At 60.7% G+C, this 13,460-nt stretch carries 10 protein-coding genes; 2 read left to right on the forward strand and 8 right to left on the reverse strand.

Annotated features, from left to right (window positions below):
- Positions 1 to 375: 375 nt before the first annotated feature.
- A protein-coding gene (locus tag HF916_RS48585) for an IS3 family transposase (protein ID WP_168789116.1) occupies positions 376 to 1,739 on the forward strand; the annotation gives its coding sequence in 2 pieces (ribosomal slippage) (positions 376 to 838 and positions 838 to 1,739; 1,365 coding nt in all).
- An 83-nt stretch (positions 1,740 to 1,822) separates the two neighbouring features.
- Here the strand turns inward: HF916_RS48585 and HF916_RS48590 are convergent.
- The 8 genes from HF916_RS48590 to HF916_RS48625 form a co-directional block, all read right to left on the reverse strand.
- Positions 1,823 to 2,989 (reverse strand): ABC transporter substrate-binding protein, encoded by a 1,167-nt coding sequence (locus HF916_RS48590; protein WP_168795611.1) that lies wholly within the window; start codon positions 2,987 to 2,989, stop codon positions 1,823 to 1,825.
- A gap of 518 nt (positions 2,990 to 3,507) precedes the next feature.
- Positions 3,508 to 4,479, reverse strand: a complete 972-nt coding sequence (locus tag HF916_RS48595) for a branched-chain amino acid ABC transporter permease (protein WP_168795612.1) — start codon at positions 4,477 to 4,479, stop codon at positions 3,508 to 3,510.
- Positions 4,479 to 5,363, reverse strand: coding sequence for a branched-chain amino acid ABC transporter permease (locus tag HF916_RS48600; protein ID WP_168795613.1), 885 nt, complete (start codon positions 5,361 to 5,363; stop codon positions 4,479 to 4,481). The genes HF916_RS48595 and HF916_RS48600 overlap by 1 nt, the downstream gene beginning before the upstream one ends.
- A 186-nt stretch (positions 5,364 to 5,549) precedes the next feature.
- On the reverse strand, positions 5,550 to 6,764 hold the full coding sequence (locus HF916_RS48605; RefSeq protein ID WP_168795614.1) for an ABC transporter substrate-binding protein: 1,215 nt from the start codon (positions 6,762 to 6,764) through the stop codon (positions 5,550 to 5,552).
- A gap of 52 nt (positions 6,765 to 6,816) precedes the next feature.
- Entirely contained in the window at positions 6,817 to 7,575 is a 759-nt protein-coding gene (locus HF916_RS48610) for an ABC transporter ATP-binding protein (protein WP_168795615.1), read from the reverse strand.
- Positions 7,576 to 7,660: 85 nt separating this feature from the next.
- The gene (locus tag HF916_RS48615; RefSeq protein WP_168795616.1) at positions 7,661 to 8,440 is read right to left on the reverse strand and encodes an ABC transporter ATP-binding protein; all 780 of its coding nucleotides are present in this window, start codon (positions 8,438 to 8,440) and stop codon (positions 7,661 to 7,663) included.
- A gap of 293 nt (positions 8,441 to 8,733) precedes the next feature.
- Positions 8,734 to 10,446 (reverse strand): GMC family oxidoreductase, encoded by a 1,713-nt coding sequence (locus tag HF916_RS48620; protein ID WP_168795617.1) that lies wholly within the window; start codon positions 10,444 to 10,446, stop codon positions 8,734 to 8,736.
- A 160-nt stretch (positions 10,447 to 10,606) separates the two neighbouring features.
- The gene (locus HF916_RS48625; protein ID WP_168795618.1) at positions 10,607 to 12,145 is read right to left on the reverse strand and encodes a CoA-acylating methylmalonate-semialdehyde dehydrogenase; all 1,539 of its coding nucleotides are present in this window, start codon (positions 12,143 to 12,145) and stop codon (positions 10,607 to 10,609) included.
- 143 nt (positions 12,146 to 12,288) lie between these two features.
- Between HF916_RS48625 and HF916_RS48630 the strand changes: the two genes are divergently transcribed.
- The gene (locus HF916_RS48630; RefSeq protein ID WP_168795619.1) at positions 12,289 to 13,188 is read left to right on the forward strand and encodes a LysR family transcriptional regulator; all 900 of its coding nucleotides are present in this window, start codon (positions 12,289 to 12,291) and stop codon (positions 13,186 to 13,188) included.
- Positions 13,189 to 13,460: the final 272 nt, after the last annotated feature.

Below are 13,460 nucleotides of genomic sequence, written 5' to 3' on the forward strand. Positions count from 1 at the left end.
TGCAAGTCTCCAAACGCTTTGAAGCGCGAATCTGAAATCCGACTCATGGGCCGGGTGTCTGAATCTAGTTATAGGGTTCTGGCGTGCCAAGCATGGTTTTCCCTGCTCAGCACGAATACCGTCGCCGCTTTGGTGCTACTTCACTGCTGCATACCACGACTGCAAACTGCTGCGATATCCTGTGAACAAAACACTAACATGTTAGTAGTATTGCGTTCTGCATGATTGACGGTCAATAGACCGCAACCCAAATGCGGGTTTGTCCTGAAGCCGCGGAGCCACACTTTCTCACGCGATGCGGACAATAAAAAAAGACGCGTCAACTGAACTGCACCCCAAAAGTTGGACACCAATCCAACCTTTGGGGTGTTTTTCATGGCGAAGTACAGTGAGCAGTTAAAGCTGAAGCTGGTTAAGCAATACCTGGCTGGCGTCGCCGGTGCAGGTGTAATTGCACAGCGGTACGGTGTGGGTCCCTCTGTTTTGCGGCACTGGGTGGCGACTTACGAGCAGCATGGCCGTGATGGATTACGCAAGAAATTCAGTCACTACGACGCGCAGTTCAGGATGTCGGTCCTCACTCATATGTGGCGCAAGGATCTGTCGTGTCGGCAAGTGGCTGTGGTGTTCGACATTCGCAACCCCAGTTGTGTAGGGAAATGGGAACGCCGGTATCATGAGGGCGGTATGGATGCTCTGGCGCCCCGCCCACGAGGGCGCCCCAAAACAATGACCCACCCGACACCCGAACAGCCGACCGGAGAGAGTGCGCCGGATGAGCGCACACGTGAGCAGTTGCTCAAGGAAAACGAGTACCTGCGCGCGGAGGTGGCGTACCTAAAAAAGCTCGATGCCCTGCTTCAGGCGAAGAAGCAGGGCGCGCAAAAGAAAAAGCGCAAATAGTGCAGGAACTGCGGCAGCACCATGCGACGCTGGCCTTGCTCAAGGCTGCGGGTCTGGCGCGCAGCACGTTCTACTATCAGTTGAAGGTGATGGACGGCGTCGACCGGCACAAGGACCTCAAAGCCAGGATCAAGACGGTGTATGAGCGCCACAAGGGCCGTTATGGCTACCGGCGCATCACCCTTGAGATCCGGAAGGCGGGTCAGCTGGTCAACCACAAGACAGTGCAATGTCTGATGGGAAAACTGAACCTGAAATCGCTGGTGCGCGCGAAGAAATACCGCTCATGGCGCGGCGAAGTCGGGCGTATCGCACCGAATCTGCTGAACCGCGAGTTCAGCGCGTCGCAGCCCAATCAGAAATGGGTGACGGACGTGACGGAGTTCAACGTGCTCGGACAGAAACTGTATCTCTCGCCGATCATGGATCTGTATAACAACGAAATCGTGGCTTACCAGATGAACACGCGTCCGGTCTTTGAAATGGTGAACGGCATGCTCAGGAAAGCACTGGCGAAACTGGGAGACGAGGACAGGCCATTGCTGCATTCGGATCAGGGCTGGCAGTACCAGATGCGCGCTTATCGAAGGCTGCTGGATCAACACGGCCTGACGCAGAGTATGTCGCGCAGGGCAAACTGCTACGACAATGCGGCAATGGAAAGCTTCTTCGGCACGCTCAAATCCGAGTTCTTTCTTCTGAACAGGTTCGAGAGTATTGAGGCGTTAAAGGCGGGTATCAGACAGTACATCCGTTACTACAACCACAAACGCATCACGTTGAAACTGAACGGCCTGAGTCCTGTGATGTACAGGACCCAGGCCTGCCGGCCCTAGCCGAAAACTGTCCAACTTTGCGGGGTCAGTTCAAACTGCACGCGTCTTTTGTTTATTGAAGGTCCATATCGCTTTGCCTTCGCTCAGTCGCCGGACAACTTCCACTTGCCGCCGACAATCTCCACCATCACGCGCGCCCGCTGGTCGAGACCAGCATGGTCGTTCGCGCTCATGTTGAAGATGCCGTGCGACGCGGGCATGTCTTTGGTGCTTTCCAGCGCGGCCCGCAATGCTTCGCGGAATGCAGGCGTGCCCGGTTGACCCTTCTTCAACGCCAGCGGAATCGCACGTTGCAGCAGCAGGCCCGCGTCCCATGCGTGGCCGCCGAAGGTCGACACCGAGCCGGCGCCGTAAGCGGTTTCGTACGCGCGCTTATAGGCGAGCGAACTCTTCTTCACCGGATTCGAATCGGGCAGTTGCTCAGCGACGAGCAACGGACCCGCCGGCAGATATGTGCCTTCGCAATCCTTGCCGCACACGCGCAGGAAGTCGTTGTTGGCGACGCCGTGCGTCTGATAGTACTTGCCCTTGTAGCCGCGCTCCTTGAGCGTTTTCTGCGGCAGCGCGGCCGGTGTGCCGGCGCCCGCGATCAAGACCGCGTCCGGATTCTGCGACATGATCTTCAGCACCTGGCCGGTCACCGATGCGTCGTTGCGTGCGAAGCGTTCGTTCGCGACGACCTTGATCTTCGCGAGATCCGCGGCCTTGCCGAATTCCTTGAACCAGTTCTCGCCGTAAGCGTCGGAGAAACCGATGAACGCGACCGTCTTCACACCGTGGTTCGACATGTGCTGCGCGATCGCCGTGGCCATGAGAATGTCGTTCTGCGGCGTCTTGAAGACCCACGCGCGCTTCGCATCCATCGGCTCGACGATGCTCGCCGCGGCCGCCATGGAGATCATGGGCGTGGTGCTTTCAGCAGCGACGTCGATCATGGCCAGCGAGTTCGGCACGACGGTCGAGCCGATCAGCGCATCCACGTGATCTTCGCTCGTGAGCTTGCGCGCGTTCTTGACGGCCTGGGTGGAATCCGTGGCGTCGTCGAGCACGATGTAATCGATCTTCTGGCCTGCCACCTCTTTGGGCAGCAGCGCGATCGTGTTCTTTTCCGGAATGCCGAGCGACGCGGCCGGACCCGTTGCCGACACGGTCACGCCGATTTTCACGTCCGCGAATGCATGGCCGCTCCATGCTGCGCTCACTCCGGTGGCGACCAATGCCGCGCTGATCCATCGCAATGCCGACTTCATCCCGCTCCTCTATCTACCCCGTCATTCATTCGAATTTAAATCCGTGGATTTAAATCCCGACCAAGCGGTCGGTGAATAGCGAGTTTAGCGGACGAAAGCCACGCGCTGCAAGCGTTTTGCAGGGTTGAGGGGTGTGAAATAGAGACATGTTCGGTGAATACAAAAGGGTCACCGAATTAGCGGGGAATTTGAATGGCGAATAACCGGAAATACAAATAAAAAGCGCTGTTGGATATCAATCCAACAGCGCTTTCGTCTGGGCACTGAGTGCCTCATTGTCTCCTCGTTCTCCACCTGCAAAATTCGTGGTGCATCAGAACTGCATGAAGATTAAACGAGCACCCTGCGTACTACAACTAGCAATTACCCTAGTGGTGCACTGCGGCACTGAATTGGGGCACGTTTGCGCGCGCCTTACCGCGCATGCATTTCGACGCGATTACCGCTCTGTTTAACCCCGCGCATCAAGATGGCCGGATTATATCGGACGCCGAAGCAATTGCCCATTTCACTGTGCGTCACGCTCGCAACGGCCGCACTCGCGCGATGATTTCGCCGACAATGCCACGCCGGAACGCCAGCACGCAGGCAATGAAAATCACGCCGGTCACAATCGTCACCGATTCGCCCAGCGAGCGGAACCATTCGACGCCCGTGGTCGTCGCCAACGCCCCGCCGATATCGCCGAGCCGGTCCTCGAGCGCGACGATCAGCGCCGCGCCGAGCAGCGGTCCGAACAAGGTGCCCATGCCGCCGACGAGCGTCATCAGGATCACGAGGCCGGACATGGTCCAATACGCGTCGCTCAACGTCTCGAAGCCCTGCACCAACACCTTGAGCGAACCCGCGAGCCCTGCAATCCCCGCCGACAGAATGAACGCGAGCAGCTTGAAGCGATCCGTATCGTAGCCGAGCGACACCGCACGCGGCTCGTTCTCCTTGATAGCCACCAGCACCTGCCCGAACGGCGAATGCACGATCCGCACGATCAGCAGGAAGGCCAGCACCATCACGGCGAGTACGACAAAGTACAGCGCCACGTCGGACGATAGATCCAGCACGCCGAACAGCTTGCCGCGCGGCACGCCTTGCAGGCCGTCCTCGCCATGCGTGAACGGCGCCTGCAGGAACACGAAGTAGACCATCTGCGCGAGCGCCAGCGTGACCATCGCGAAGTAGATCCCCTGGCGGCGAATCGCGAAGAGGCCCACGATCAGGCCGAGCAAGGTTGCCGCCGCTGTGCCGGCAAGCACGCCGAGCTCCGGCGAGAAGCCGAGCGACTGGATCGCATAGCCTGTGACATACCCAGCCGAAGCGAGAAACATCGCGTGGCCGAACGACAGCAAACCGGTGTAGCCGATCAGCAGATTAAACGCCGCCGCGAACAGCGCGAAACACAGCACCTTCATTACGAACAGCGGATAGATGCCGAGTACGGGCACCGCGAGAAGCACGATCAGCAGCAGACCGTAGAGCACTTTTCTCTGCATCATTTTTCCTTGCCGAAGAGACCCGCCGGGCGCACCAGCAACACGAGCGCCATGATCACGAAGACGACGGTCGCCGACGCTTCTGGGTAAAACACGCGCGTCAGCCCTTCGATCACGCCGAGCAGCAAGCCGGTGAGAATCGAGCCCATGATCGAACCCATGCCGCCGATCACGACCACCGCGAACACGGTGATGATCATCGGCTGCCCCATCAGCGGCGAGACCTGAATCACCGGTGCGGCGAGCACGCCGGCAAACGCCGCCAGCGCGACGCCAAAGCCGTAGGTGAGCGTGATCATCAGCGGCACGTTGATGCCGAACGCTTCGACCAGTTTCGGGTTTTCCGTGCCGGCGCGCAGATAGGCGCCGAGACGCGTCTTCTCGATCACGAACCATGTCGCGAAGCACACCGTCAGCGAGGCGACCACGACCCATGCGCGATAGTTCGGCAGGAACATGAAGCCGAGATTGGTTGCGCCGGAAAGCGCCGACGGCACGTCGTACGGCTGGCCGGAGGAACCGTAGATGGAGCGGAACACGCCCTCCACCACCAGCGTGAGCCCGAAGGTCAGCAAGAGCCCATACAGATGATCGAGCTTGTAGAGCCAGCGCAGCATCGAGCGCTCGATGGCCATGCCGAACAGCCCGACGATCAGCGGTGCCAGCACCAGCATCACCCAGTACGGCAGGCCGAAATACGAAAAACCCATCCACGCGAGCATCGCACCCAACATGAACAACGCGCCGTGCGCGAAATTGATCACGTTGAGCAAGCCGAAAATCACCGCCAGCCCAAGGCTCAGAATTGCGTAGAACGAGCCGTTCACGAGCCCCAGCAGCAGCTGGCTCAGCATCGCCGGTAGCGGAACGCCAAAGATTTCCATTGAAGCCTTAACCCATCGCCAAGGTGAGATCGATCACGCACGATCCGGCCGGCGCGCGATCAGCGGCAACGACGCCGATCGCGCGCGGCATGTGAAACGCTTCGCCGTCAGCCTGTGTACCATCACGGCACCACGCATCGCCCGTCATGTAAGCAGACAGACGGCTATCCGGTTACGAACCAGCGATTATTTCCACAACGCGCAGCGCGTTTCGGCCTTGGTCGTGAACGCCTGCTCGCCGGGGATCGTCGCCGTGATCTTGTAGTAGTCCCACGGCTCTTTGGATTCAGCCGGCGTCTTGACCTGCATCAGGTACATGTCGTGGATCATGCTGCCGTCCTGACGGATGTAGCCCTTCGCATAGAAATCGTCGATCTTGGCCTTCTTCAACTGCGCCATCACCTTGTCGGAGTCGGTCGAACCCACCGCCTTCACCGCGTTCAGGTAGGTCATGGTCGCCGAGTAGTCGGCGGCCTGCAGGCTCGACGGCATCTTCTTCATCTTGTCGAAGTAGCGCTGCGCCCACTTGCGCGTGGTGGCGTCCTTGTTCCAGTACCAGCTGTCCGTCAGTACGAGGCCTTGCGTGGTTTCCAGACCCAGGCTGTGCACGTCGTCGATGAACATCAGCAGCGCGGCGAGTTTCATCGTCTTGGTGATGCCGAACTCCTTGGCCGCCTTGATCGAGTTGATCGTGTCGCCGCCCGCGTTGGCGAGGCCCAGAATCTGCGCCTTCGACGCCTGCGCCTGCAACAGGAACGACGAGAAGTCCGACGCCGACAGCGGATGGCGCACCGCGCCCAGCACCTGGCCGCCGCTCGCTTTAACCACGTCCGACGTATTCTTTTCCAGTGCCTTGCCGAACGCGTAGTCGGCGGTCAGGAAGTACCAGGTCTTGCCGCCCTGCTTCGTCACCGCCGAGCCCGTGCCCTTGGCCAGCGCCGTGGTGTCGTACGCATAGTGGATCGTGTACGGCGTGCATTGCTCATTCGTCAGCGTATCCGCGCCCGCGCCGATGCTGATGTACACCTTCTTCTTTTCTCCGGCCACGGTGTTCATCGACAGACCGGTCGCCGAATTCGTGCCGCCGATCAGCAGATCGACGCCGTCGCGATCGAACCATTCCCGTGCGCGCGACGCGGCGATGTCCGCCTTGTTCTGGTGGTCCGCATACACCACCGTGACCGGCTTGCCGTTGACCTTGCCGCCGAAATCCGCCACCGCCATGCGGATCGCTTCGAGTCCACCCTGCCCGTCGATGTCCGCATACAGACCGGACATGTCGGTGATGAAACCGATCTTCACCGCGTCGTCAGCCGCTTGCGCGCTGCCCATCGTCAATGCGGCGCCGGCGGCGACCGCGAAACAAAGTGTGGCAAGCCGCGCGAGTGGGTTCTTTTTCATTCCTGTCTCCTGGTTTCTTCGCTTGTGGTTATCAGAGGCAATCGGGCATTCTTTATACGCCCAGTAGATCGTGCAGGACCGGCATCTTGCTTTCGAGCTCACTTGCCCCGAAGTGCTCGACAATCGCGCCGTGCTCCATCACATAGAAGCGGTCCGCCAGCGGCGCGGCAAAACGAAAGTTCTGTTCGACCATCACGACGGTGTAGCCCCGCGCCTTGAGTGTCATGATCATGCGCGCCAGCGCCTGCACGATGACAGGCGCGAGCCCTTCCGAGATCTCGTCGAGCAGCAGCAAACTCGCGCCGGTACGCAGAATACGCGCCACCGCCAGCATCTGCTGTTCGCCGCCGGACAGCCGGGTGCCCTGGCTCGCGCGGCGCTCCTGCAGATTCGGGAACATCGAATAGATTTCTTCGAGCGACATCATGTGCGCCTTGTCGCCGATGGGCGGCGGCAACAGCAGGTTTTCCTCGCACGAGAGGCTCGAAAAGATACCCCGTTCTTCCGGGCAGTAACCCACGCCGCAATGCGCGATGCGATGCGTGGGCAGATTGATGGTTTCGCGTCCGCCGATGCGGATCGAACCGGTGCGCCGTCCGGTCAGGCCCATGATGGCGCGCAGCGTGGTGGTGCGTCCGGCGCCGTTGCGACCTAGCAGCGTGACGACTTCGCCGCGGTTCACCGTCAGATCGACGCCATGCAGAATATGGGATTCCCCGTACCACGCCTGCAAACCCTTGATGTCCAGCGCGGGAACGGCGTTATCCGTCCCGCTTACGTCGAGGCTTTCGCGCTCGGCAATCGTATTCATGCGTAGGCTCCGGCGAGCGCCTGATCGGAGCTGCCCACGTAGGCTTGAATCATGAGCGAGGTCTTTAACGTTTCGGCAATCGTATTCATGCGTGGGCTCCGGCGAGCGCCGCGTCAGCGCTGCCCATATAGGCTTGCATCACGAGCGGGTTCTTCGACACTTCGGCGTAGCTGCCTTCGGCGAGCACTTCGCCTCGTTGCAGCACGGTAATCGTGTCGGAGATGCCGGCGATCACATTCATGTTGTGCTCGACCATCAGGATGGTGCGGCCGCTCGATACTTTTTTGATCAGCGCCGTCACGCGATCGACGTCTTCATGGCCCATGCCTTGCGTCGGTTCGTCGAGCAGCATGAGCTCGGGTTCCATCGAAAGCGTCGTGGCAATTTCCAGCGCGCGTTTGCGGCCGTAGGAAAGTTCGACCGTCAACACATCGGCGAAATCGGTCAGTCCGACCTGGGTGAGCAGATCCATTGCGCGGTCATCGAGTTGGCGCAGCGTGCGCTCGCTCTTCCAGAAATGGAATGCCGTGCCGAGCTGGCGCTGCAAACCGATGCGCACATTCTGCAATGCTGTCAGATGCGGAAACACCGCAGAAATCTGGAACGAGCGGATGATGCCGCGTCGCGCAATTTGCGCCGGACGTTCGCCCGTGATGTCGATGCCGTTGAAAACGATCTGGCCCGCAGTGGGTTCCAGAAATTTGGTGAGCAGATTGAAGCAGGTGGTCTTGCCTGCCCCATTCGGGCCGATCAGCGCATGGATCGAGCCACGGCGCACGCGCAGGTTCACACCGTTCACGGCGATGAAGCCTTTGAACTCACGGGTGAGGCCGCGCGTTTCGAGAATCGTATCGCCGAGAATCATGTTCCCTTCCATACGGAGTAAGGCGAAGCATTACGATCTTCCGCGCAAACCGCTGCGCGACTTTTTGTGACGGCGGCACCCCGTGCCGCTCGTTGGCGTGCTGCACCAATCCGGACGGTAATCCATGGGGCGGCACGCAGCATGGCTGCCATTGTCGCGCCAATGATGCAGCGCATTCATCGGGATTTGCACTTAGTGGAAGTGGATGACGCCCGCCCCGAGCGGGGCTCATACGTGCGAGATGCCCGCCGCGCAGGTCGGACGGGCATCTCATGCGGCTCGCGTGCTGCCTGTCACACTGCGGACATGGAAGACGCCGACCTCGTTTGTGCCGCGAAACTGCCGCCCACGCGCGCTCGGCGATCTTCGCGGATCATGTCGCTGGCGCGCTCGGCGATCATCAGCGTGGGCGAATTGGTGTTGCCCGAGGTGATGGTCGGCATGACAGATGCATCGACTACCCGCAGTCCGTCAACACCGATAACCCGTAGCCGGTTGTCGACCACGGCGCCGGCGTCGTCGGTCGTCCCCATGCGGCAGGTGCCGACTGGATGGAAGATGGTCGTGCCGACCGCTCCCGCGGCCTGCTGCAGTTCCTCTTCGGTCTGGTACTGAATGCCCGGCAAAATCTCCTGCGGCCGGTAGCGTGCGAGCGCGGGCGCTGCGGCAATGCGGCGCGTGAGACGCAGCGCATTGGCGGCAACGCGCCGGTCGTAATCGGTGGAGAGATAGTTTGGTGCGATCAAGGGTGGCGCCGAAGCATCGGCGGATTCGATGTGAATGCTGCCGCGCGACGTGGGCCGCAACTGGCACACCGACGCCGTGAACGCATTGAACCGATGCAGCGGTTCGCCGAACCGATCGAGCGAAAGCGGCTGGACGTGATATTGGAGGTCGGGCCGCGTGAGCGAGCGATCGTTCGGATCGGATTTGGCGAACGCGCCGAGTTGCGACGGCGACATCGACATCGGGCCGCTTTGAAAGAACGCGTACTGCATCCCGATCAGCAGCTTGCCCCACCAATGCGCGGACGCCGTATTGAGCGTGCGCACGCCGTCGACTTTATAGGCCATCCGCAATTGCAAATGATCCTGCAGATTTTCGCCCACACCACGCAGATCGTTGACGACCTCGATACCCAGATTTTGCAGACGCCCACCATTGCCGATGCCGGAGAGTTCAAGCAATTGCGGCGAATTCACCGCGCCTGAACTGAGGATCACTTCGCAGCGGGCCTTGGCCAGATAGTCCGTGTTGTCGCCGCGATATTCGACGCCTGAGCAACGGCGTCCTTCAAATACGACGCGTTGCGTGTGCGCGCCGGTGATCACAGTGAGATTCGGCCGCTTGAGTGCGGGACGCAAAAACGCCTTCGATGCATTCCAGCGAATGCCGCGTTTCTGATTGACGTCGAAGTAGCCGACACCGGTGTTATCGCCGCGGTTGAAGTCGTCGGTGGCGGGAATGCCGGCCTCTTGCGCGGCGCGCGAAAACTCTTCGAGAATTTTCCATTTCAACCGCTGTTTTTCGACCCGCCACGGTCCGCCCGCGCCATGCGATTCGGTCGCGCCGGCATGGTGATCTTCGCTGCGTTTGAAGACCGGCAACACCGAGTTCCAGGACCAGGACGGATCGTTCGTGACGCGCGCCCATTCATCGTAATCTTCGCGCTGACCACGCATGTAGATCATGCCGTTGATGGAAGAACTGCCGCCCAAAACGCGTCCGCGCGGATACGACAGCGAGCGGCCATTGAGGCCGGCTTCCGCCTGCGTTTTATAGAGCCAGTCCGTGCGTGGATTGCCGATGCAATAGAGGTAACCGACCGGCACGTGAATCCAGTGGTAGTCGTCCTTGCCACCGGCTTCGAGCAGCAACACCTGCACATCCGGATCCTGGCTCAGGCGATTGGCCAGCACACAACCCGCCGTGCCCGCGCCCACGATGATGTAGTCGAACTCGCCTTCGAGGCGCCGAGCCGCGGGCGTCGTGTCGGTATAACTCATTGTTCAGTCTCCTAAGCTTCTTTGCCGGCCAGTCGCATGGTTGCCATGCGACTGCGGCGTTGGGCTCTAGTTGTGTTTTCTACCTGTCCAGCGCGCTGTTTTTACCACGGCCTTCGGCAGACCACCACAAGCGCTATCTGCCGAAAGCAATCGCCTCACACTACTTGGCCACCGGCATCGTGAACTCAGCACCCTTGGCGATACTGTCGGGCCAGCGCTGCATGATGCTCTTGTAGCGCGTGTAGAACCGCACGCCTTCTTCACCATACGCGTGATGATCGCCGAACAGCGACTTCTTCCAGCCACCAAACGAATGCCATGCCATCGGCACCGGAATCGGCACGTTGATGCCGACCATACCGATCTGAATCTGCCGCGAGAAAGCGCGAGCGACGCCGCCATCGGACGTAAACAACGACACGCCGTTAGCAAACTCGTTGGCATTGATCAGTTCCACCGCGGAAGCAAAATCCGGCACGCGCACCACGCAGAGCACCGGTCCGAAAATCTCTTCGCGATAGATCTTCATGTCGGTTGAAACATTGTCAAACAAGGTACCGCCGAGAAAGAAACCCTTCTCATGACCGCTGACCTGATGGCCGCGTCCATCGACAACCAGCTTCGCGCCCGCCTCGACGCCAGAGTCGATATAGCCGACCACTTTCTCGCGATGCACCGACGTCACCAGCGGTCCCATCTCGGCATCCGATTCCATGCCGTTGAGAATCTTCAAACTCTTCACGCGCGGTATGAGTCGCTCGATCAGTTCATCGGCGATATGACCCACGGCGACGGCCACCGAAATCGCCATGCAACGCTCGCCCGCCGATCCATATGCCGCGCCGATCAAGGCATCGACGGCCTGGTCGAGATCCGCGTCCGGCATCACCACCAGATGATTCTTCGCTCCGCCCAAAGCCTGCACGCGCTTGCCGTGCTTCGTGCCTTCCGTGTAGATGTACTCGGCAATCGGCGTCGAACCGACAAACGACAATGCGCTGACTTCCGGATGCACGAGTAGCGCATCGACAGCAACTTTGTCGCCGTGCACGACGTTGAACACGCCGTCCGGCAAGCCGGCTTCCTTCAACAGTTCCGCGAGACGGTTCGAACAGGACGGATCGCGCTCCGACGGCTTCAGCACGAACGTGTTGCCGCATGCAATCGCGACGGGGAACATCCAGGACGGCACCATCATCGGGAAGTTGAACGGCGTAATGCCGGCGACCACGCCAAGCGGCTGACGCAGATTCCAGTTGTCGATGCCGCCGCCGATCTGATCGGTGAAGTCGCTCTTCAACAGATTCGGAATGCCGCACGCGAACTCGACGATCTCGATGCCGCGCATCACTTCGCCCTTCGCGTCCGAAAACACCTTGCCGTGTTCACGCGTGATCAGCTCCGCGAGTTCGTCGTGGTGACGGTCGAGCAGTTCCTTGAACTTGAACAGGACACGCGCACGCTTGATCGGTGCGGTTTCACTCCACGCGGGAAACGCGGCCTTGGCGGCGGCGACGGCCGCATCGACTTCGGCGACGCTCGCGAGCGGCACGCGCGCGCTCACGCTGCCTTGCGCGGGATTGAAGACGTCGCCGAAACGGCCGCTCGTGCCTTCGAGCGTCTTGCCGTTGATGAAATGGGTCAGCGCACGGGCGCTGGTCGCGCTGCGCTGGGTTTGGTCCTGATATGTCTCGCTCATGGTGTCCTCTTTCCTGTGAAGTCTTCCGCCCCGGCGTGCCAGGCGTGATAAAGGCGTACTGAAGGTGAAGCGTACGGCGCTTCGGGCCGAGAAATCCAATGAGTAATGCTCAACTGCGCTATAAGGCGCGCTAATATCAGGACATGGATCTGACTCTGCTCCGGGCGTTCGTCACCGTGGCACGCGAGGGCAACCTCACGCGTGCCGCCGTGCAGCTTCACCTGACCCAACCCGCGGTCAGCCTGCAAATCAAGCATTTGCAGGAGACACTCGGCGTGACGCTGTTCACGCGGACTTCGCACGGACTCTCGCTCACGCGCGACGGCCAGGCGCTGCTGCCTCACGCCGAGCGCGCGCTCGGCGCGGCAAACGACGTGCAACGGGCGGCGCAATCGCTACGTCACGAAGTGCGCGGACGACTGCGGATCGGCACGATCCTCGACCCGGCGTTTCTGCGCCTGGGCGGCTTTCTCAAGCAGCTCGTGGAGACCTGGCCGCGCATCGAGACGGCCTTGCGCCACGGCATGTCGGGCTGGGTGCTGGACCAGGTTCGCGCGGGTGAACTGGATGTCGGTTACTACATCGGTCTGCCGTCCGAAGACGAACCGCGCGACGGCCCCGCTTTTCACGCGCTCACGCTGACTCACTTCCAGTACCGCGTGCTCGCGCCGGCCGGCTGGAAAGACCGTGTCAAGGGCGCGCGCGACTGGCGTTCGCTCGCGGCGCTGCCGTGGATCTGGACGCCGCCGGCGTCGGCGCATAACCGGCTGTTGACGCGCTGCTTCGACGAAGCCGGTGTGAAGCCGGTCAAGGTGGCGGAGGTGGATCAGGAGCCTTCGATGCTCGATCTGGTCAAATCGGGCGTCGGTCTCACGCTCGCACGCGACGCCACCGCGATCGCCGAAGCGCATGCGCACGCGTTGACCATCGTCGAAGGTGTTACCGTGCCGACTCAGCTCAGCTTTATCACGCTCGCTCAGCGCAAGGAAGAACCGGCGATTGCCGCGGCGTTGAAGCTGATCGAGCAGCAATGGGCGACTTGAGGCGTATCGAACGGTGCTCGCGTGCAGCGCGCGATGGAATCAGCTTGAGAGCGTGAGGCGAGCGATATGAGCCGCTCTCATGACACGCGCAAACAGTGCGGTCCGCGTCGCGATCTCCTCGCACAGCACCTTCGCCAGCGCCCATCGCGGAACCCGATCTCCCGCCGCGACCGCTCGCCCAGCGCCTGAAACCACACCGTCACGCAGTTTTTGTTAGATTGAGGGTTTGCGCTCACGCGCCGTCTCCGCATCTTTTCCGTTCCGCTTGACTT

The sequence above is a fragment of the Paraburkholderia aromaticivorans genome (assembly GCF_012689525.1).
GTDB classification, from domain to species: domain Bacteria; phylum Pseudomonadota; class Gammaproteobacteria; order Burkholderiales; family Burkholderiaceae; genus Paraburkholderia; species Paraburkholderia aromaticivorans_A.